Source organism: Pseudomonas sp. F220 (genome assembly GCF_057813935.1).
Window position 1 is genome coordinate 1 of sequence record NZ_JBVASJ010000046.1, and the last position, 19,338, is coordinate 19,338.

General features: G+C 57.8%; 20 protein-coding genes and 1 pseudogene. 11 read left to right on the forward strand and 10 right to left on the reverse strand.

Features of this window, described 5'->3' with window-relative positions; genetic code table 11:
• Nucleotides 1–313, reverse strand: a pseudogene (locus ACZYSM_RS25980) (hypothetical protein); the annotation flags it as partial.
• 505 nt (nucleotides 314–818) lie between these two features.
• Here ACZYSM_RS25980 and ACZYSM_RS25985 point away from each other — a divergent pair.
• From ACZYSM_RS25985 to ACZYSM_RS25995, 3 genes are all read left to right on the forward strand, one after another.
• The gene (locus tag ACZYSM_RS25985; protein WP_489076074.1) at nucleotides 819–1,028 is read left to right on the forward strand and encodes a hypothetical protein; all 210 of its coding nucleotides are present in this window, start codon (nucleotides 819–821) and stop codon (nucleotides 1,026–1,028) included.
• Nucleotides 1,029–1,807: 779 nt separating this feature from the next.
• Entirely contained in the window at nucleotides 1,808–2,008 is a 201-nt protein-coding gene (locus ACZYSM_RS25990; RefSeq protein WP_149411341.1) for a hypothetical protein, read from the forward strand.
• Between the two features lie 859 nt (nucleotides 2,009–2,867).
• On the forward strand, nucleotides 2,868–4,388 hold the full coding sequence (locus ACZYSM_RS25995) for a sensor domain-containing diguanylate cyclase (protein ID WP_489076076.1): 1,521 nt from the start codon (nucleotides 2,868–2,870) through the stop codon (nucleotides 4,386–4,388).
• Nucleotides 4,389–4,525: 137 nt separating this feature from the next.
• Here ACZYSM_RS25995 and ACZYSM_RS26000 read toward each other — a convergent pair whose 3' ends face one another.
• The 3 genes from ACZYSM_RS26000 to ACZYSM_RS26010 all read right to left on the reverse strand — a co-directional run bounded on the left by ACZYSM_RS26000 (nucleotide 4,526) and on the right by ACZYSM_RS26010 (nucleotide 7,038).
• On the reverse strand, nucleotides 4,526–5,632 hold the full coding sequence (locus tag ACZYSM_RS26000; protein WP_489076012.1) for a DUF2817 domain-containing protein: 1,107 nt from the start codon (nucleotides 5,630–5,632) through the stop codon (nucleotides 4,526–4,528).
• 95 nt (nucleotides 5,633–5,727) lie between these two features.
• A complete protein-coding gene (locus ACZYSM_RS26005; protein WP_489076014.1) occupies nucleotides 5,728–6,039 on the reverse strand; it encodes an isochorismate lyase in 312 nt (103 codons plus the stop codon).
• A gap of 111 nt (nucleotides 6,040–6,150) precedes the next feature.
• Complete coding sequence (locus tag ACZYSM_RS26010; RefSeq protein ID WP_489076078.1) at nucleotides 6,151–7,038, reverse strand: EamA family transporter; 888 nt, start codon at nucleotides 7,036–7,038, stop codon at nucleotides 6,151–6,153.
• Between the two features lie 119 nt (nucleotides 7,039–7,157).
• Here ACZYSM_RS26010 and ACZYSM_RS26015 point away from each other — a divergent pair, with 119 nt between their 5' ends.
• The 3 genes from ACZYSM_RS26015 (at nucleotide 7,158) to ACZYSM_RS26025 (ending at nucleotide 10,617) form a co-directional block, all read left to right on the forward strand.
• On the forward strand, nucleotides 7,158–7,940 hold the full coding sequence (locus ACZYSM_RS26015) for an AraC family transcriptional regulator (RefSeq protein ID WP_489076016.1): 783 nt from the start codon (nucleotides 7,158–7,160) through the stop codon (nucleotides 7,938–7,940).
• Between the two features lie 234 nt (nucleotides 7,941–8,174).
• Nucleotides 8,175–10,019, forward strand: a complete 1,845-nt coding sequence (gene ggt, locus ACZYSM_RS26020) for a gamma-glutamyltransferase (protein ID WP_489076018.1) — start codon at nucleotides 8,175–8,177, stop codon at nucleotides 10,017–10,019.
• 145 nt (nucleotides 10,020–10,164) lie between these two features.
• Nucleotides 10,165–10,617: a GNAT family N-acetyltransferase gene (locus ACZYSM_RS26025; protein ID WP_489076020.1), complete on the forward strand. Its 453-nt coding sequence runs from the start codon at nucleotides 10,165–10,167 to the stop codon at nucleotides 10,615–10,617.
• 116 nt (nucleotides 10,618–10,733) lie between these two features.
• Here ACZYSM_RS26025 and ACZYSM_RS26030 read toward each other — a convergent pair whose 3' ends face one another.
• The 4 genes from ACZYSM_RS26030 to ACZYSM_RS26045 all read right to left on the reverse strand — a co-directional run bounded on the left by ACZYSM_RS26030 (nucleotide 10,734) and on the right by ACZYSM_RS26045 (nucleotide 13,618).
• Nucleotides 10,734–11,162, reverse strand: a complete 429-nt coding sequence (locus tag ACZYSM_RS26030) for a TOBE domain-containing protein (RefSeq protein WP_489076022.1) — start codon at nucleotides 11,160–11,162, stop codon at nucleotides 10,734–10,736.
• Nucleotides 11,163–11,283: 121 nt separating this feature from the next.
• Nucleotides 11,284–12,378: a D-alanine--D-alanine ligase gene (ddlA, locus tag ACZYSM_RS26035; protein ID WP_489076024.1), complete on the reverse strand. Its 1,095-nt coding sequence runs from the start codon at nucleotides 12,376–12,378 to the stop codon at nucleotides 11,284–11,286.
• Between the two features lie 60 nt (nucleotides 12,379–12,438).
• Nucleotides 12,439–12,918, reverse strand: coding sequence for a GNAT family N-acetyltransferase (locus ACZYSM_RS26040; RefSeq protein ID WP_489076026.1), 480 nt, complete (start codon nucleotides 12,916–12,918; stop codon nucleotides 12,439–12,441).
• 58 nt (nucleotides 12,919–12,976) lie between these two features.
• Nucleotides 12,977–13,618: a LysE family translocator gene (locus tag ACZYSM_RS26045; RefSeq protein WP_489076028.1), complete on the reverse strand. Its 642-nt coding sequence runs from the start codon at nucleotides 13,616–13,618 to the stop codon at nucleotides 12,977–12,979.
• A 141-nt stretch (nucleotides 13,619–13,759) separates the two neighbouring features.
• Here ACZYSM_RS26045 and ACZYSM_RS26050 point away from each other — a divergent pair, with 141 nt between their 5' ends.
• From ACZYSM_RS26050 to ACZYSM_RS26060, 3 genes are all read left to right on the forward strand, one after another.
• Nucleotides 13,760–14,104, forward strand: coding sequence for a DUF190 domain-containing protein (locus ACZYSM_RS26050; protein ID WP_489076031.1), 345 nt, complete (start codon nucleotides 13,760–13,762; stop codon nucleotides 14,102–14,104).
• Between the two features lie 110 nt (nucleotides 14,105–14,214).
• A complete protein-coding gene (locus ACZYSM_RS26055) occupies nucleotides 14,215–15,024 on the forward strand; it encodes an AraC family transcriptional regulator (RefSeq protein WP_489076033.1) in 810 nt (269 codons plus the stop codon).
• 76 nt (nucleotides 15,025–15,100) lie between these two features.
• On the forward strand, nucleotides 15,101–15,469 hold the full coding sequence (locus ACZYSM_RS26060) for a cupin domain-containing protein (RefSeq protein WP_489076035.1): 369 nt from the start codon (nucleotides 15,101–15,103) through the stop codon (nucleotides 15,467–15,469).
• 48 nt (nucleotides 15,470–15,517) lie between these two features.
• Here ACZYSM_RS26060 and ACZYSM_RS26065 read toward each other — a convergent pair whose 3' ends face one another.
• Complete coding sequence (locus tag ACZYSM_RS26065) at nucleotides 15,518–16,933, reverse strand: MFS transporter (RefSeq protein WP_489076037.1); 1,416 nt, start codon at nucleotides 16,931–16,933, stop codon at nucleotides 15,518–15,520.
• A gap of 97 nt (nucleotides 16,934–17,030) precedes the next feature.
• Here ACZYSM_RS26065 and ACZYSM_RS26070 point away from each other — a divergent pair, with 97 nt between their 5' ends.
• Both ACZYSM_RS26070 and ACZYSM_RS26075 read left to right on the forward strand, forming a co-directional pair.
• Nucleotides 17,031–17,915, forward strand: coding sequence for a LysR family transcriptional regulator (locus tag ACZYSM_RS26070; RefSeq protein WP_489076040.1), 885 nt, complete (start codon nucleotides 17,031–17,033; stop codon nucleotides 17,913–17,915).
• A gap of 100 nt (nucleotides 17,916–18,015) precedes the next feature.
• Nucleotides 18,016–18,582 carry a GNAT family N-acetyltransferase gene (locus tag ACZYSM_RS26075; RefSeq protein WP_489076042.1) on the forward strand — a complete coding sequence of 189 codons (567 nt, stop codon included), beginning with the start codon at nucleotides 18,016–18,018 and terminating at the stop codon, nucleotides 18,580–18,582.
• Between the two features lie 30 nt (nucleotides 18,583–18,612).
• Here ACZYSM_RS26075 and ACZYSM_RS26080 read toward each other — a convergent pair whose 3' ends face one another.
• A complete protein-coding gene (locus ACZYSM_RS26080) occupies nucleotides 18,613–19,212 on the reverse strand; it encodes a flavin reductase family protein (RefSeq protein ID WP_489076044.1) in 600 nt (199 codons plus the stop codon).
• Nucleotides 19,213–19,338: the final 126 nt, after the last annotated feature.

A 19,338-nucleotide genomic window follows, 5' to 3' on the forward strand; every position in this document is an offset into this window, starting at 1 on the left:
ATTGATCCAGAGCACCGGCAGTACCGCTGTCGAAATGCACGCCGCCGTGGCATAGACCACTGGTGCCTATTGGATAGAAGCCCGCCTTCGCCTTAGCTAATTGAGTCAACTGCAACAGCGGGTTATTCGTATCCTTGAAAGGATGGCTCCAGCTCTTCACCGGTTGCAGGCCGTCATCTACCGGTTGCGCAGGTGCAGACCGGGGAGCCGAATCGGGGTTTAGTGTCGGTGGGGGCAGAGTGTCCGGCACATCAAATCGAGCTTCCCGCTCGCTGGAGTTTGGCCCAAATAGCCGGGTGAACAAGTTGCCCATGCGATATGTTGCTCCTTGAAAAAGAGTTAGCCAGAGGGAGTCGTAAGTCTCAGAGACTCGGTTTCATGCCCGCTTAGTTGTGGTAGAGGTGGCATTTTCAACGCTTGCTTGGCCGGGCCGCTGAACCCTTGCACACCGCTTTTTTGGGGCGCGCAAGGATTCCAGAAAAGAAGCACAACTGTCCAATGCATAATCAGTCAGCAATTAATGCGTTTGGCGCGCCAATTGATTTGATACGTCTTCAGCACCTAGCGGCACGGGGTGACAACTGTGCCAACCTCTCATGTGGCTAACTTTTGCTAACAGGCCGCGAGCGTGGCCGCCTGAGAACGCGCATCGGCCAATGCGGGCGGGGCTCACGCATTAGATGCGGGGAAATCCCGTATCACATCGCCAGGCCAATTTGCCGCAGGCAGACGCAAACCACGTAAAGGTGATTCCAGGCATTCGCGGCGCCGGTGCTACGCTCTCTCGAAACACGGAGAGCCAACATGACGGATACCAACTGATTGCCAGCCTGTTCGACCGCCTCAATCAAAACCAGCTCGCTCTGGGCGCCGCGGTGGAGGAGCTTTCCAACTGGGTCGAGCAGCGCGGATCGGCGGACATTGCCAACAACGTGCGCGGCGCGCTGGAAACACTCGACGACCACCTGGTGCTCATTCGCCAGGGCATTGCTGAGCTGACCGTTTCCGGCAGCCTGGGGCAGTCGTGACGCTGGATAGGATTCTGGACAGGCTCTGGACGGCTGGATAGGCCGCAGTTCATACAGGTCGGCCCGCGAGCCAAAGCCAGCAAAGGCTGGCGGCAGATCGGGCATGCGGCCGGATAGCTACCTCGTCCAGAAACAGGGGCGAGCCGCGACAGTCACTGACGGGAAAGTGGTCCGCGGCAGAGCCAATCAAACGTGGCCAAAATCCTTGACCAGCCTTGACGGAACCTTGACGAGATTTTAGACAGGTCTTGACGGATTTATCTGGCGCCACCAGCAGCCGGATCGCTTAAAGCCAAGCAGGTCAAGGCTTTGCGAGCATTCGGGCTGCCTGACCAGCATCAGCCCCGTCTGAAATTCGGGAGGCGGCCGTCAAGGTGGGTGCTCGATCAATATCCTGGCGCGATGGGGTGGTGAAATACCGGGCCAGAAAAATGCTTAGCGCGCCAGGCAATACTAGACAGGCCCTAGACGGATTTCCGACGACAGAACACGGGCAAGTTGCCCGCAGCCCAAGCAATACGCCGCTTCCAGCGTTAAAGGAGCCGTGCTGGTGCTTGATGCTCGTCAAGTATTTTCCGGGGCTTCCAGCGACCTGACAGCAGGTCGGAGCAGGTGGTGAACGAGTTGTTCACCCTGGAGCGGAAGCCGGTCGACTTGCCAGCTTGGCCAACCCCCAGTTTCCAGGTAGTTGCTCACGTTCCGCTGGTAACATCTGCAGGTCATCTGCTGGCCCCGCTTCATTCCGGCGCCAGCATCAACCGCGCACCGAGGATAGAGCCGTGTCCGTTATTGACTGTGATTATCTACCCGCCGACAAGGTGGTGTTTCCGCCGGAGCTGGCGCTGCTGATCGTCAGGAAGGCCAGCGCAATGGCGGCAGCATTCGAGGAGCAAGCGCTCGACCAGCTCACCAAGGACGCCCGGCGCGCCCTTTCGCGGGGAGCTGAGCCAAGGCGAGTCATCAGGGAAATGCGCTTGTAGCCGCGAGAGTGAACTGCCGGGATCTCGGTAGTATTTCCAGCACCTGCCATACCGGAATGGGAGCCCAGGTTAATTACGGATAGTCCCGCACACCACCCGTTCGCGAAACATCCCATGAATGACCACTACCCTGGTTCGGGGTGGTGCTGGCGCGGGGAATGGCAAGAACGCCTCTGTGTGGTGGAACTGCCACACGGCGCCAGCACCATCAACGCAAAAGTGTGGCGATGGCTCCTCAAAAGTGAGGAACGAGATAATCGGGCCACTTTTGGTCTGATCCATCAAAGGAGTGGTGGTGATGACCATACCTTTGCACTTGTGGCGCCTTTATCACGATGACGATACCGTTCGTCGGGGGCGGAGCAACGAACCTCGACGGATTTTTCAGCCAGCGTGAAACGGGCCAGAAACACCCCAGCAGACAGCGCCGTGTATCCCCAGGTGTATCCCTTAAAAATATGAACAAACAAATAATCAATAAAAGCAGTAACTTACATATCCAGTTCAAATGTCTGTGTAACTAAAAACGGCTTACCGAAAGGTAGGCCGTTTTTTTATGCCTGGAGAAAAGTACCGCTCCAGAAAGGGTCTATCTCAGCCAATACGCCAGGGCGTCGGCTATCTTTGTACGCCTGAGAATGTCGCGATTTATATCTGATTGCTCATCCGGAACACTTCTCGTGGAAATCCCCCTATCATCACCTCTGACGATGCACAGTTGCACGCCACCCAACGCAACAAGCGTGTGAGGTAAGTGGCTAAAAATGGCGAAGGGAATGAGCCGCCATTTCATCAGGTTTCAGGGAGCGTCATGCCGCAACAACCCTTCAAAAATCATATCGTCAAGCCCGAACCTCTAATGGCTGAAAAGCCTGAGGCAAAGCTCAAGGTTCGATATGCCATCCTTTTTCTAATGGTGGTATGTCTGTCGCTAGTGATAGTGGTTATCTGGGAGAGCTGGAACTCCCACCAGTATCATTTGCATGAAAAAGAAATAGCGATGTCAAACCTTGCACAGACCCTGTCGTCGCAAGCGCAAGCGTCGATCAAGCAAGCCGACACCGTTTTGTTCAGCCTGGTGGACCGCCTCGAAATCGAGGGTATGGGCCACGACCAGTTACCCCGATTACAGCGTTTGCTCAGCTCCCAGCGCAACGAGCTGGCTCAGCTACATGGCCTGTTCATCTATGACGAAAAAGGTGGGTGGGTAGCGAGTTCGAGCGGGATCATGCTGCCAAACGCCAATAACTCCGACCGTGAGTATTTTATCTTTCATCGCGAACATCCGGACCGTGGCCTGCATATAGGACCGTCGATACAAAGTCGCTCCACCGGGGAGTGGGTCATGCCAGTGTCGCGCAGGATCAATCACCCTGATGGCAGTTTTGCCGGCGTGGTGCTGGCAACCCTCTACCTCGATCATTTTCTCCAGCTGTACAACAGCATCGATATCGGCGGTAACGGCGTTATCAATCTGATATCCGCCGACGCCAAAATCGTCGTTCGCCGTCCCTTCAACGAAGCTGAAATTGGGACCAGCATTGCCAATGCTCCGCTATTCACGCAACTCTTGCCCAAAGGGGATTCTGGTACCGCAACCGTTAAATCCTATGTGGATGGTGTGGAGCGAGTGATGGGGTTTCGGCGAGTCGATGATTATCCGCTCATCATATTGGCAGCGCTCAACAAAGACGAAGTCCTGGCGGGCTGGCGACAGGAGTCGCTGTTAAGCGCAGCGATCGTTTCTTTGCTGTTGGTCATTCTGGGCGTGCTCGGCTTTCGACTTATCAGGCTTGTGAAGCAACAAAATAATATTCAAAACGAATTGTTGGGTGCTCAAGACAAGTTGATTGAGGTCAATCGAACCCTCGAGTTATTAGCCTTGGAGGACGCACTGACAGGACTCGCGAACCGGCGTCAGTTCGACCTGTTCATTCAAGCGGAAATGGGGCGTGCCAAGCGTAACCTGGGGAGCCTTGCTTTACTGATGATCGATGTCGATCACTTCAAACGCTTCAATGATCAATACGGTCATTTGGCAGGCGACGAGTGTTTACGCACCATCAGCGCGATCATACGGGAGAACATCAAGCGCCCCGGCGATCTCGCTGCACGCTATGGCGGCGAGGAGTTTGCCGTGGTGTTGCCTGGCACTGACTATGTAGGGGCATTTCTGGTCGCAGAGAAAATTCGGCGTGCCGTTCAACAAGCCGGAATCGAGCACAACGACAACACTGAAGGCACCGTCACGGTCAGCCTTGGCGTGAGCGCATGCAGCCCTACGTCGCAAGAATCAACCGACGACTTGATCGGAGCTTCCGACAAGGCACTCTATGTCGCCAAAGCCAGCGGAAGAAACATGAGCGTTATTGCTAACTGATTTACGTGCCTGGAAGAAATCGTTAAAAATCCGGCCCAGCCTATTGTCCGCTGGGCCGGTTTCACGCCTTCACAAGCCTATGACGACGACGTCGTATTGGTTTTCCATGAGTTACCCGCTCCTTTTTGTCGACCTCATTAGCCAATCGTCGGCAACGCTGACAATGCCCGATCCCATATCTGCCGGGTGCGTAACCAGACCATCTCCTGCCAGTCACTGTCGGCAGGATAGAACTGCTCGAGAAGACCCAGCTTGATTTGCCGCCCAACAGTATCGCTTGGGTCTCCGTGCAGGTGCAGCCAGTGATCATCGCGCAGATGACGGTGAACCTCTGCCCCTGGATAGGTGCCGCACTCGATAACGAAAGGCATCAGGCGTACCTGTGGCAGCGCATCGATCAACGCCTGTGAGGTGTATCCGGTGGCCGTCGCGGCAACGCCGGTATCACTCAGGTTGTTCGCGCCTGTTAGCAGGGTGTACAGCCAGGGACCATAAACTGCCTGGGCATCCGCCAATGCCGGATAGGCGGCCTGGGCAATGGTCAACAGCATGGGATGACCGTATTCCCCCGCGCCGGTATGCAAGTCAAAGCACATGGCGACTTCGGCTTGGGACACATGCGCCTGAATGATTTTGTGCAGTGTCCGGTTCGACCAACTCGGCGCCAGCCCACCGTAAAACAAACCGTCGGGATGGCTGTGCTGGCCGCCCTCGACAATCGACATCACCGCAGGCCAGCCATGCTGACGAATCTGTTCGTTGAGCAGGGCGTCGGCTCGGTCTCGTTGCGGCCCCTGCAATTGGGCGCAGGCATAAATCTCATGAAGCGCCGCATAAGGCTCGTTGCTCGGTAGCGGGCGATCGAAGTTCAGATGGTTACGGTTCAGATCAATATTGTCTTCGTTAACGCGGCGCAGCCAAGCAGTGCCCCATGGATTGATCAAGTGGATCATCACGACCGCAGTATCGGCGGGCAAGGAGCGCGTTGCGAACGTTTGCAGCCATTTTATCTGGCAACTCGAACCGTAAAATCCTTCAACCCCATGGGTGCCGCTAAGCGCCACCAGCAGGCGCTTGGCGCGAGGATCGCCAAGCACCGCAACGTCTGTGCTCAGGGGCTCGCCGAACGGCCCGGGGAGTGGGTGCGAGTACTCGGTCAGACTCGCGCCAGCCGCAGTCGCCGCTGCCAGAAATTGTTCGCGTTGTGAGCGGTAGCTCGCCTGTGTTGGAAAGTCTGTGTGCATGTCTGCCTCTTATTGTTCTGTGAACACGTCTATTTCTATCGACCCTGGAAGCTCAGTAGACGGACATTAAAAACCGCCTTTGAGGCGGATTTCCATCAGTGATCGCCCCTCCAGTGTTTCATCTCTTCTTCAATAAAGTGACTCACCAGGTCGGAGTAGAGCTTTTCAATCAGCTCGGGACTCAGACCCTCGATTTCTGCCCATTCACGACGCTTGGCCAGCATCGCGCTGAAACGTCCCGGTGCCCGCACAGCGGCTTCAGATGTTTTGAATTTCGAGGCGGCCAGAACGTAGTTGAAGCGCGCACCAAGCAACTGAATGACGGCTCGATCAAGCAAATCGATCTCGCGCCGGATGTCTTCCATACCTTCACACTCGTCAGGGCGCATTTGATTAATCACTTCCATGTAGATAGCTCCGGTTTATCGAGAATAAAACGTAAGTTGATGCTGCCGGCTCGATTTAAACACGCAAGATCAGGCTCCGTCATTGCACGGTAAAAACTGCGCAGGCTCTTTCTATTCGCCCTGCCGGGTAGTCCCCATAAACAGGGGCCGACCTTTCATCAAGCCAACCGCGAGTGCTGACAGGATCAGCGCGATGGAGAAACCTTCGCCGGCGTCGACCCTATGCCCGAGAATCATTATCGAACCGATCACGCCAAACACCGGAATCAGCAAAGACAACGGTGCCACTCGGGAAACCGGATACTCGCGTAGCAGCAGGTTCCAACCCCAATAGCAGAAGTGCGTGGCGGCATAGACCTGGAACAAGAGCGAGAACACTGTCACTTGATCAACATGCGTTGCCAACGCCGTGAACGGCGCTGACCCGTGGGCTAACCAGGTGAGTAAAAACAGTGGAATCGGCGGGAACAGGCTGGCCCAAACCACGAAAGCGAACATTTCTCGCACCCCGGATTGCTTGATGATGACGTTACCGATACTCCAACTGAATGCGCTCACTATCAATAGAACAAAGCCCCGCGTCGTCGCTTCGCCAGGACTTCCCTGAACAATACTGAACAACCCCAATGCCCCGAGCACCATGCCCAGGACCTGCCCCAGGCTCAGGCTCTCGCGAAACAACAATACCCCCCAGCCCAAGGTAAAAAACGCGCTGAACTGGATCAACAGGGCGGCGGTTCCTGGAGGCACTCCCTGTTCAATTCCTAAATTGATCAGCGCCCACATCGCCACACCAAAAATCAGGCCGTAAGCCGCCAGCCATTGAAAAGCGACCTGCGGACGCCTGACAAAGAAGACCCAAGGCAAAGCAGCCAGCGTGAAGCGAATTGCAGTCAGCAGGAGCGGATCAATGGCGGCCAAGCCAAGCTTGGTGATTGGAAAATTCAAACCCCAGACAACCGTCACCAACACAGCCAGGATCAAGTGTTTCTTCTGCACAGTAGATGTTTCCAGGAACCCGGTGCCGGCGACATGATGCTCCGGCGAAGGCATCACTATGGCCAGGTACAGGGGTGGTCTGCTTGCAATGCCAGGTCATAAATCATTAAATTCGGGCCATGCGCCAAACCCACATTGATCCCTACGAAAACACGCCACGCGATGCAGTGGTCACCTCCAATGGCTACCCCAATGGGCTGCTCTTCGCTCTGCATACGCACCAACGCGGACAATTCGCCTATGCCGCCAACGGTGTCATCAGCGTCTTCACCAGCGAGGGCAACTGGGTCGTACCGCCACAGCGGGCCATATGGGTACCCGCCGGCATTCCCCACGAGATGCTGATGAGCGGGCCTGTGACCATGCTCAACACTTACATTCGCGGCCCCGCGGTAGCGCGACTCGGCCGGCCTGCGCATTGCCAGGTGTTCGGTGTGTCGGACCTGCTTCGCCATCTCCTCGCACGAGCCATCGACATCCCTGCCCTCTACGCTGAAGAACATCGGGACGGCCACTTGATGGCTTTATTGCTGCATGAAATCGCAGCAATGCCGACACTCTCACTGAACGCACCGCTACCCACTGAACCTCGGCTGGCGAGAGCTTGTCGCAACCTGCTGAACCTGCCCTCGCTGGAAATGAGCATCGACGACATGGCCGATCAAGTCGCTATGAGTCGTCGTTCCTTCACCCGGCTATTTCGCCAGCAAACCGGCATCAGCTTTGTCGAGTGGCGTCAGCAGGCCTGCTTGCTGGCGGCCGTGGTTCGCTTGGGTAACGGAGAACCGATTACACGAGTAGCGATGGATCTGGGCTACAGCAGCCCAAGCGCTTTCACCACGGTATTTCGTAGAGTGCTCGGTGAGACGCCCAGCCGATACTTTTCCAAAGCCCTGCTCTGAACAGATAAAGACCGCATTGAAGACGCTCGCCTAACCGGCCAGCAAAATCACCCAACAAGTTGCGCCTACCTCTGTCGGCCGATACATTCCCCCTCACGCGGCCGTGCCTATCGGCTGCGCTAGTGGCCTGTACGGCTAGTTCGTCAGCTCAAATCCGGATGCCAGAAGTTGACTAACAGAACTAGCCGCACAGGCCACTAAACACCTCTTTTTCCAACGGACGGAGTGCCCCGCGTGTTCTCAGCCTTCAACTTGAGCCACTACCGCTTATCAGCCCTTTCGCTGATAGCTGCCGCTTTAACCCTCACCGCTTGCAACACCCCGCCTTCTGCACCTTCCGTCACCGCTCTACCGGTCGCCCCGGAAATCGCTTCGGGCTACCGCACCGACATGCGCACCCAGCACGCCTCTCACCACATGGCGGCGGCCGCCAACCCGCTGGCGGCCGAGGCCGGGCGTGAGATGTTGCGTCAGGGCGGCTCGGCTATTGATGCCGCTATTGCGATGCAAGCGGTGCTGACCTTGGTAGAACCACAATCCTCGGGCATTGGTGGCGGTGCGCTGATCATGCTCTGGGACGGCAAGGCAGTGCGTGCCTATGACGGTCGCGAGACCGCGCCGGCAGAAGCGACCGAAAAGCTTTTCCTGCAACCTGACGGCAAGCCGATGCCGTTCAGCCAGGCACAAATTGGTGGTCGCTCGGTGGGCACGCCCGGTGTATTGCGTGCGCTGGAACTGGCTCATAAAAAACATGGCCGCCTGCCGTGGGCACAATTGTTCGACCCGGCCATTCGCCTGGCAGAGCAAGGCTTCCCAATCTCGCCGCGACTTCATTCCTTAATTGCATCGGACCCGTTCATGTCCCGCTCGCCAGACATGGCCGGCTATTTCCTGAATGCCGATGGCAGCCCGAAAGCCGTCGGTACCTTGCTGAAAAATCCGGCATTGGCGGCTGTACTCAAACGGATCGCCAAAGAAGGCCCCGATGCATTTTATCGAGGCTCAATCGCCCAGGAGATCACCGCCAAGGTTCAGGGCAACGCCAACCCCGGCAGCCTGTCGATGAGCGATATGCAAGGCTACGCCGCCAAGGAGCGTACGCCGCTGTGCACCGACTACAAACGCTGGCAAGTCTGCGGCATGCCTCCGCCCTCTTCCGGTGGGATAGCCGTCGCGCAAATTCTCGGCACCTTGCAGGCGCTGGAAGCACAGGATAGTCGCCTCGCCCTAGCGTCACTCAAACCGGTCAAAACTACTGCGCCGGCCGGGATGGAACCTGCACCGCACGCTGTACACCTGATAGCCGAAGCCGAACGTCTGGCCTACGCCGACCGCGGGCTCTATGTGGCTGACTCCGACTTCGTCCCCGTTCCGATTGCCGGCTTGATCGCCCCCCGCTATCTGGCAGACCGAGCAGCCTTGATTGGCGAACGCAGCATGGACACGGCCAAGCCCGGCCACCCGGACGGCGTTCGGGTAGCCTACGCCCCAGACCGCTCGCCAATGCGGATTTCCACCTCACAAGTTGTAGCGGTAGACGACTTGGGCGGCGCCGTGTCGATGACTACCACCGTGGAAGCGGCTTTCGGCTCTCACCTCATGGTTCAGGGCTTCATGCTTAACAACCAGATGACCGACTTCTCGTTCATTCCTGAGGAAAATGACCAACCCGTCGCCAACCGCGTCGAACCCGGAAAACGCCCGCGCTCATCCATGGCCCCTACGTTGATCTTCGACCGCCAGAGCGGCGAACTGGTAGCGACTGTCGGCTCCCCCGGCGGCTCGCAAATCATCGAATACGTGGCCAAATCAGTGATTGCCATGCTCGACTGGAATATGGACCCGCAAGCCGCCATCAGCCTGCCCAACTTCGGCAGCCGCAACGGCCCGACCGAACTCGAGCAAGGGCAATTCACACCGGCGCTGGTGCAGGCACTCAAAGACAAAGGACACACCGTGAACGAAATCGACATGACCAGCGGCACCCAAGCCATCGTCCGCGTCCGCGATGCTCAAGGAAGAGTTTCATGGGCCGGCGGTGCTGATCCGCGACGCGAGGGTGAAGCCTTGGGGGATTGAAACGAAAATTTTTCAGTCTGCCGGGTAATAGTGGCGAGAGGGCTTACCCTAATGCCAGCAAGTTAAGCATGCAGCATCCCAAAAAGATCATCCGAACGCGGCCCGAACCTTCGGCAGCTCCTACAGGGATCAGACGGAGGTAACCATGGACATCACATTTGAAGCCACCACGCAGGAAGACGCCGATACCCTTGTCCAGATACGGATTGCATCGATGCAAGAGAGTCTTGAGCGTATTGGTCGCTTTGATCCGCAGAGGGCGCGCACCAGGTTTCTCGCCACGTTTGAACCGGCACTGTGCCGTTTCATTCTCGGTAATGGTCAACGGGTAGGTTTTCTCCAGGTCAGACGCAAGCCCGATCACCTGTTCCTGGAGCATCTGTACGTCGTGCCAGCACATCAAGGTAAAGGTTTTGGTTCGGCAGCCCTGTGCTCCGTTCTCAACAATGCCGACTCAGAATTACTCCCGATCCGCCTGGGCGCGTTGCGCGGCAGTGACTCGAATCGTTTTTATCAACGCCATGGCTTTGTGCAAGTCGACGAAAGCGAGTGGGATATCAATTACATTCGCGAACCCGCCCGGGTGGTATTGCCCTAAGACTTTTAATTTCGAGAGCGTATCCCCCTGCCTTAACACTCCAGCTAATCATTGCGCAGCAGGGGCTGCTGCCAAACCAGCACCTGCGGCACATAGCAATAAGCTGCAGTATCAAATCAGGCCGGCACACCCAAAATAATGTGCGACGCCTTGATCACTGCCGTAGCGCTCACCCCAGGCGCCAGGCCCAGTTCTGCCACAGCCTGACGGGTGACGATCGAATAGACTTCAGCGCCACCGTCCAGCTGGATAACCACTTCGGCGTTGACCGCACCATCGGTGACGCTAGTGACTTTGCCTTCCAGGCAGTTGCGTGCCGAGAGGCGGATGTCGCTGGACTCGGTCATCAGAATGACCCATGGCGCTTTCACCAGCGCGACGGCTTCTTTACCGACGGCGAGGCCCAGGTTCTTGACACTTTCCATGGTCACTACCGCGACCAGCTCGTTGCCGCCCGGCAGTTTCAGGGAAACCTCGGCGTTGACGGCACCTTCCTGCAGTTGGCTGATGATGCCTTTGAAGACATTACGCGCGCTGACCTTCATGATTTTGTGCTCTCAATTAGTAATTTTTGTATACAACTTTGCGCATCATTCGCGATAGCGCCACGGGATTCAACCACCGCGTTCAATTTCACCTCAGACGCACACGTAGAATTTGCCTGACCTAGCGGCTGTATTTCAGCCCCTGACGCGAGGCGTGACGCTCCAGCGCCAGATCGATCAGGCGACTGACCAGTTCACTGTAGCTCATGCCCGCAGCCTGCCAGAGCTTGGGGTACATGCTGATGCGAGTGAAACCGGGCAGTGAGTTGATTTCGTTTATAAGCACTTCGCCGCCATCGGTGAGGAACACGTCGACTCGGGCCAGACCGGAACAGCCGAGTACCTGAAACGCCTCAATGGCGAGGGCGCGAATGCGCTCGCTGGCATCAACGCTGATATTTGCCGGCACCACGACTTCTGCAGCCTGATCATCGATGTATTTACTGTCATAGGAGTAAAAGCCGTTGCGCACCACGATCTCGCCGCAACCACTGGCGATTGGCTGGTCATTGCCCAGCACGGCGCATTCAATTTCACGGCCGCTGACGGCGGACTCAATCAGGATTTTTTCGTCGAAACTCAGCGCCAACGCTACGGCCGCTGCGTATTCCTCCTCGTTGCTGACTTTGCTGACGCCCACCGAGGATCCCTGGTTCGCCGGTTTGACGAACATTGGCAGGCCGAGCTTGTTTTGCGCTTCAGCAAAACTGGTGCGAGCGGTGTTGGCGCGGGTCAGGGTAATGAACGGCGTGATCGCCAGGCCGGCATCACGCAGAAGGCGTTTGCTGATGTCCTTGTCCATGCAGACCGCCGAGCCAAGCACGTCGGAACCGACAAAGGGCAGGTCCGCCATGCGCAGCAAACCCTGCAGGCAACCGTCTTCGCCCAAGGTGCCGTGGACAATGGGAAAGATCACGTCGACATGCCCCAACAGCTCCTGGCTGGAAGTCTCGACCAGTTGCTGGCTGGACTTGCCTGGCACCACGGCCAGCTCGCGGTTCGACTGGTTGAGGGCGATCAGCGCAGGATTTTCCTGGTTGATCAGGAAGTTCGAGGTGTCATTCAGGTGCCAGCGCCCTTGCTTGTCGATGCCGATCAGCATCGGCTCAAAGCGCGAGCGGTCCAGCGCGTCGACAATGTTTTTCGCCGATTGCAGCGAGACTTCATGCTCTGCCGAGCGGCCACCAAAAATAATCCCAACCCGCAACTTGCTCATCGTCTGACCTCCTTGTGAACGTGCAATTTTTTGATATGGCAACCGAATCGAGTGTAAGACTCAGGCCTGTGTATAGCGCATATGAATCAGTGCCACCCGCTCGCCCTGCTTGTTTTTGCGCTCGTCGATGGCGTAAGGCGTAAACCCCAACTTTGGATAGAACAGCAGCCCCGCCACGTTCTGATTGAAGCAGGACAGCGTCACCTCGGCGGCGCGGTGTTTGCTCAGGGCGATCCCGATCATGTGCCTGATCAAGTGCCCGCCGATCCCACCCGCTCGCGCCTCGGGATCGATGATGACGTTGCCAATGGTGCAGGTTCCTTCGATTGCCCAATGGTAGAAGTTGGCGAAACCGACAACCTGGCCGTCCTGTTCAATGACTGTCGAATCTGATCGCTGAGCAATCGAGTTGCGCAGTTGCTCATGGGTCAACGGCCAGGTGGCCGCAGGAAAGAAGAAAAACAACTCCTCCTCGTTCCGGGGAAAGCTGCAAATCAGTGGGATGTCCTGTTCCTCTACCGGCCGGTAGCTAAGATTCATTTTCAGTCTCCTGACATTTTGCTCGTGTCGTCGCGGTTCTTCGCTGCGAACCTGTTCTTCAGCGATTGGCCAACAAATGCCCGCCAAACAGCACATAACAGCTGCCGGCAAACCGATCCAGCCATTTGCGGGACCGACTATAGACGCCCGCGACACGGCTGCTGGCAAAGAGCATCGCCACGCTGCAATACCAGCAGAACGATAACGTCGACATGGTGATGACCGCCAGCGCCAGCAGCAGAGGCGGTGGTGACGCGGGCATGGCAGTGGCGAAGATGGTGGCGACGAACAGCGCAGATTTGGGGTTGGTCATGTTGCCCAGAAACCCCAAACGCCAGGCCGCGAACAGCGTGCGTTTGGGCTCGTTCAACAGGTCGCTGTCGCTTCTCGCCGTCACCGGTTGGCGCTTGAACAGCTTCAGGCCCAAGTAAATCAGGTAACAACCGCCAGCGATTTTGAAGGTCAGGTACAGCGTCGGCGCAGCGATAAACAGTGACTTGATGCCCAAGCCACCGGCCAGGCCCCACAACACGGTACCCGTGGCCACACCCAACGCGGCAAACAGTCCATGACGACGGGAGCAACCGGCCGCCAGTTGAGCCGTGGTGAAGAAGTTTGGCCCCGGCGTAACCACCGCGACAGTCCACAGCAGCGCCAGCGACAGCAAGGGGCCCGCGTACATCAGGTGTTGTAGCGCCATCGGATAAACCATCCTTAGTTTGTTGTGGTGAGGTCCTGGCGCAAGGGTAACCGCGCTGGGGGCAAGCAGCTATGCTGAAATCATGCTGGTCATCGTTCTCTATCGTTTCAACTGATTAGCGCACGCTAAGGGAGATTGACCATGAACGGTTTCCTGGTGATTTTTTTTACTCAGCAAAATCGTCGCCACCACGGAAAAATGCTGGGTGACTGGATCGTCGATTTAGCGAAAGAGATGGGTCTACGCGGAGCCACACTGTCCACTGGCATCGAAGGTTTTGGGCATACGGGCCGCCTGCACTCTGCGCACTTTTTCGAGCTTGCCGATCAGCCCCTCGAGATTCGTCTGGCGATTACCGAAGAGGAATCCGTGCGCCTGTTTGAACGCCTGGGGACCGAGGACATTTCCTTGTTCTACATCAAGACCCCGATCGAGTTTGGAACAGTCGGCAAAAAAGCCGAGAATCCCCCTCACCCTTCCGAATGACCGTGCAATCAGAGGAGCCTGCCTCCAAAGACTCCTTTGAGCCCGATGAAGACAGCCGTTTCGCAGTGCGTTACCGTGCTTTTCATTGCGCCATCTGCAAGGACAGCCCCATGGGCAAGCACAACAACCGCACCGACTGGCTCCACCGCGCGCCCCAAACCAGCCGTCTGGAACGCATTGAGGCGTACTTTTCGAGTCACGGTTATGACCTGCACCGTCATGACACTTATGCGATAGGCCGCACGCTGGCTGGCGTGCAAAGCTTTCAGTATCGCGGCGCGTGGCGGCATAGCCTGCCGGGCGGAACCATGGTGCTGCACCCCGATGAAGCCCATGACGGCGAGGCCGGCACCGAGGACGGCTTCAAGTACCGGATGATGTATATCGAGCCGGCGCTGATTCAGCAGATGCTCGGTGGCAAGCCGTTGCCCTTTATCAAGACTGGCCTGTCTGCTGATCCACGGCTATACGCGGCAACCAATGTGTTGCTGCAGAGCCTGGACTGCCCCCTTGATCCGCTGGAAGAGCAGGATGCGCTATTCGATCTGGCGAATGCCTTGAGTACCGTTTCCGGTGTGACGGCGACTCGCCAGAGCTTTGATTACCTGGCGGCGGAACGGGCCCGGGAATTCATGCACAGTGCGCTGCATCGCACCGTGACGCTGGATGAACTGGCCGAGCACAGCGGTCGGGATCGCTGGGGTCTGTCGCGGGACTTTCGCCTGTTGTTCGGCACCAGCCCTTATCGATACCTGACCATGCGCCGCCTCGATCTGGTCCGCTCATTGCTGATACAGGGCCAGCCACTGGTCAGCGCCGCGCTGATCGCCGGTTTTACTGATCAAAGTCACATGACTCGACAGTTCAGCAAAACTTACGGCCTGTCGCCGGCGCGCTGGTTGAAAATGCACGGACGCTGAACGCCGCACAATCGTACAAGAAACACATTGTGGCCTTGGCTATCGTCGACTCAAGATCAGCCAGCGGATGAACCTCATGAACCACTATCAAAGCCTGAACTTTGCGCAAAAACTCAGCCTGTTCAACGAGCAATGGACACCCAAGGTCATCGCCGAAATGAACGACTACCAGTTCAAGGTAGTGAAGCTGCAAGGGGATTTCGTCTGGCATGACCATGCCGATACGGACGAGACCTTCATCGTGCTCGAAGGTCAACTGCGCATCGATTTTCGCGATGGCCAGGTATCGGTGTCCCAGGGCGAAATGTTTGTCGTGCCCAAGGGCGTTGAGCACAAGCCGTATGCCGAGCATGAAGTCAAGCTGCTGCTGATCGAGCCCAAGGGAGTTTTGAACACCGGGCACGAAGGTGGCGAGCGCACTGCGGTGAATGATGTGTGGATCTGAAACCATGGGATGTGGCCGGGGCTGTTTTAATCAGCCCCTCTCCAACCATCAGCCGTGCTCCCTTATCGTTACCAATCCAGCTTGCGATCGACTGCGCAGTCGCAACGCCAACGCCGCGCCCACCAAGGCAATCACCGCACTGGCACCTATCGCCAGCTCGATCCCACTCGCCAGCGTTGCATTGCCCTCGCCGCTCAACCCCGTGTTGGCTAAAGAAACCAACAGCGCCAATCCCATCGCACCACCGATCTGCTGACTGGTGGATGCCATGCCGGCCGCAACGCCTTGCTCACCCGGCGCGATACCTTGCCCCGCAGACACCCACATGGCGGTCCAAGTCATACCTTGGCCAATGCTGAGGATGATGATCCCGGGCAGTAACCGCCAATAGCCCGCGCCGTCAGGCAGCGCGACATACACCAGCGAAATTCCGACAGCGCCAGCCAGCAAGCCGCTGACCAGCGTAGTGCGCAGCCCCAGTTTCAACAGCGAACGTTCGGCCAGCCATATGCCCAGGGTGCAGAGCAGGGTCGGCAGCAGGAACGCCAACCCGGACTGCAATACGCTGTAGCCGTAGACCTGTTGGTAGTACAGCGCCAAGAAGTAGTACTGCACGCCGAAGCTGCTCATGAATATGGCCGTGAGCAGCATCGCCATGCGCAACTCGCGATAGCTGAACAGGCGCAGAGGCATCAATGGGTCGTGGCCTTTGTGCTCGATCCACACGAACACCCCCAACAGCGCGACCGCCAACGCCATGCAGCCAAGGGTGGCGGGAGCCGTCCAGCCCCACTCTGGGCCCTGAACGATGGCGAACACCAACAGCGTACCGCCGACAGTAACGGTCAATGCACCGCTGAGGTCGAAGTGACGCCCGTGTTGCCGTTCTCCATCGGCAGGTATCCAGCGCCGCGCCGCCACGGCACAGGCTCCAGCCAACGGGACATTAACCAGAAACACCGCTTCCCAGCCCCACCACTGAGTCAACACACCACCCAACAACGCGCCCAGGGCCAGACCTGCCGCCGAAGCGCCGCTCCATATCGCGAAGGCACGGTTACGCGCCGGCCCTTCTGCGTAGTGGGTGTTGATCAGCGCCAACGTCGCCGGGAACAACATCGCCCCGCCCACGCCCTGTACCGCTCGTGCCAATACCAACAGCAATGCACTGCCACCCAACCCGCCGGCCAGCGACGCCAATGCATACAGCACTTGTCCCACCACGTAGAGGCGGCGCTTGCCCAACAGATCAGCCGCGCGTCCGCCCAACAGCAGGAAACCACCGAAGGCCACGCTGTAAGCGCTGACCACCCACTGCAATTGCTGCGCGGAAAAACCCAGATGGCTGCCGATCTCAGGCAACGCAACAAACACTATGGTCGCGTCCAGGGCGATGATCAGCTGCGCAGTGGCCAGTAGCAAAAGCATCCAGCCTGAGGGCTTGGGTAAACGGTTGGCGGGCATCGTTGCGCGTCCTGTCCAGAAATGAAGAGGCGCCAGTGTCTTTGATGCTGATTAAATGATAAATACCAAGTCAGACCTTTCAGTGATGACTTTAATCATGGATCTAAACGCCGTCCGCTTGCTGGTCCGAGTCGCCGAGACTCGCAGTTTTACCCGCGCCGCCGGTGATCTGGGGCTCACGCAATCAGGTCTGTCCCGAGCCATCTCGCGCCTGGAAAGCGAGCTGGGCGTGCGCTTGCTGCAACGCAATACCCGCAGCGTTAGCCTCACACCCGACGGCCAGGTGCTCTATGAACGCTGCGCACCGCTGCTCGCCGAACTTGCTGAAGCCGAGAAGCTGCTGCTGGACCGTCGTTGCTCGCCGTCCGGGTTGCTGAAGATCAGCACTCCCTCGTTATTCGGACGCAAAGTGGTGATGCCGGTCATCGGCGAATTGACTCAGCGTTATCCCGACCTGTGCATCGAGGCGGTGATGTCCGACCGCTTGGTGGACATCGTCGATGAGGGCTTCGATGCGGTACTGCGCACCGGAGAAATCCAGGACCAGCGCTTGATCGCCCGCCCACTGCAACCGTTGCGCTGGGTCACAGTGGCATCACCGGCTTACCTCGCACGCCACGGCACGCCGCAAACGGTCGACGACCTGCAACAGCACAACTGCCTGAGCGTGCGCAATCTGCGCAGCGGCCGTTTGGTGGACTGGCAGTTCATACTGGACCGCAAAGTACGCGACGTCAGCGTCAGTAGCCGGCTGATCTTCGATATCGGCGACGCCTTGGTGGATGCTGTAATCGGCGGCTACGGTATTGCCCAACTGATGACGTTCGCCGTCAAGGACGCGATAGGTGATGGCCGCCTGGTGCCGCTGCTGGAGGACTATGCCGGCCGCAGCCGCGCACTTTCTCTGGTCTACCCGCCGTCACGGCAATATTCGCCGAAGCTGATGGCATTTGCCGATGCATTGGGGCAAGCCCATTGGTGAGCCAAGCCTGAAATGATCTTGCCTTGGGCTTGCATCAGAAGGGAGGCCGTAGTCTTTTCAAATGGCCCATGACTTCCCGACTAACGAATAAGGACATTCATTGAACGACTTCCCCACCCTCGAAACTGACCGCCTGCTGCTGCGTGAAATTGTCATGAGCGACGCACCAGCGCTGCTTGATATGCACGGCGACTCTGAGGCCATGAAATGGTTCGGGATCGACCCGATTACCGAACTCTCCCAAGCACAGGCGCTGGTCGAGACTTTCGCCGCCTGGCGCGTTCAGCCAAACCCCGGCACGCGCTGGGGCATCCAGTTCAAGGGGCATGATGCACTCATTGGGAACTGCGGCCTGTTCAAATGGAACCGTGGCTGGAAGAGCTGTTCACTGGGTTTCGCCCTCGCCCAGTCTGGCTGGGGCAAAGGTGTGATGCATGAAGCGCTGCAGGCGATGCTGGCTTGGGGTTTTGAGCAGATGCAGCTCAATCGGCTGGAAGCCACTGTTCACCCTGAGAATCGGGCGTGCCTGAAACTGCTCAAACGCTTGGGATTCGAGCAGGAAGGTCGGCTGCGCGAGGCGGGGTTTTGGCTAGGTGAGCACTGCGATTTGCTTCAGCTGTCTCTTTTGCGTGCGCAGTTCAAGCCAATGCCGTCCCCCGCACGTTGAGCCTTTGCGACTGGATCAGAACCACTGCGTTCAATCCTGCAACGTCTTCCCATCCACAGGGTCGCCAATCTTCAGAAAGTGCCCGCCCGCGACGTGGTGCAGGGTGCGTAGTGCATCCTGCCCTTCAAAGTGCCAGCGGCCGTCGCTGAAGACTCGTTCGTCTGCCTGGGCGGATATCACCTCGGCCAGAAACAGGTCGTATTGTTGATGGTTGTGGGGCTCAGGCAGCAGTCGGCATTCCAACCAGGCGACGCAGCCTTCCAGCATCGGCGCCTCGATGACATCGCCGGCAAAGGTTTGCAGACCATAAGCCTGGAACTTGTCGCGGCCTTCGCCCTGAGACAGTTCAAGCCCGGAGGTCGAGCCTACGGTCTGCACGATATCGGCCTGAGCCGCGCAGGGAACGTTGAGCACAAAGGTGCCCGAGGCTTCGAGCAGTTGTCGGGTCCAAGTGGATTTGTCGAGGACCACGGCAACTTTCGGCGGCTCGAAATCCAGTGGCATGGCCCAAGCGGCGGCCATGATATTGCGTTGCCCATCGTGGGCGGCGCTGACCAGCACGGTCGGCCCGTGGTTGAGCAGACGGTAGGCCTTGGACAAGGGAACCGGACGACGGTGGGAAGCGCTCATGGCGGTCTGCTCCTGAGAAAAGAGCCGATTGTAGCGGGATACGGCTGATGTGACTCGTGACGGCGCAGGCAAGCCCTACGGTAAGTTAAGGCGCAGAACCCGTGGCGTACCCCACGGGCCTGCACG

What these genes read in the sequence shown, in the direction of transcription:
- ACZYSM_RS25995 (WP_489076076.1), top strand. Translation starts at nt 2,868, where the DNA reads ATGGCTGAAAAGCCTGAGGCAAAGCTCAAGGTTCGATATGCCATCCTT.
- ACZYSM_RS26000 (WP_489076012.1), bottom strand. Translation starts at nt 5,632, where the DNA reads ATGCACACAGACTTTCCAACACAGGCGAGCTACCGCTCACAACGCGAA.
- ACZYSM_RS26005 (WP_489076014.1), bottom strand. Translation starts at nt 6,039, where the DNA reads ATGGAAGTGATTAATCAAATGCGCCCTGACGAGTGTGAAGGTATGGAA.
- ACZYSM_RS26015 (WP_489076016.1), top strand. Translation starts at nt 7,158, where the DNA reads ATGCGCCAAACCCACATTGATCCCTACGAAAACACGCCACGCGATGCA.
- ACZYSM_RS26025 (WP_489076020.1), top strand. Translation starts at nt 10,165, where the DNA reads ATGGACATCACATTTGAAGCCACCACGCAGGAAGACGCCGATACCCTT.
- ACZYSM_RS26030 (WP_489076022.1), bottom strand. Translation starts at nt 11,162, where the DNA reads ATGAAGGTCAGCGCGCGTAATGTCTTCAAAGGCATCATCAGCCAACTG.
- ddlA (WP_489076024.1), bottom strand. Translation starts at nt 12,378, where the DNA reads ATGAGCAAGTTGCGGGTTGGGATTATTTTTGGTGGCCGCTCGGCAGAG.
- ACZYSM_RS26040 (WP_489076026.1), bottom strand. Translation starts at nt 12,918, where the DNA reads ATGAATCTTAGCTACCGGCCGGTAGAGGAACAGGACATCCCACTGATT.
- ACZYSM_RS26045 (WP_489076028.1), bottom strand. Translation starts at nt 13,618, where the DNA reads ATGGCGCTACAACACCTGATGTACGCGGGCCCCTTGCTGTCGCTGGCG.
- ACZYSM_RS26050 (WP_489076031.1), top strand. Translation starts at nt 13,760, where the DNA reads ATGAACGGTTTCCTGGTGATTTTTTTTACTCAGCAAAATCGTCGCCAC.
- ACZYSM_RS26055 (WP_489076033.1), top strand. Translation starts at nt 14,215, where the DNA reads ATGGGCAAGCACAACAACCGCACCGACTGGCTCCACCGCGCGCCCCAA.
- ACZYSM_RS26060 (WP_489076035.1), top strand. Translation starts at nt 15,101, where the DNA reads ATGAACCACTATCAAAGCCTGAACTTTGCGCAAAAACTCAGCCTGTTC.
- ACZYSM_RS26065 (WP_489076037.1), bottom strand. Translation starts at nt 16,933, where the DNA reads ATGCCCGCCAACCGTTTACCCAAGCCCTCAGGCTGGATGCTTTTGCTA.
- ACZYSM_RS26070 (WP_489076040.1), top strand. Translation starts at nt 17,031, where the DNA reads ATGGATCTAAACGCCGTCCGCTTGCTGGTCCGAGTCGCCGAGACTCGC.
- ACZYSM_RS26080 (WP_489076044.1), bottom strand. Translation starts at nt 19,212, where the DNA reads ATGAGCGCTTCCCACCGTCGTCCGGTTCCCTTGTCCAAGGCCTACCGT.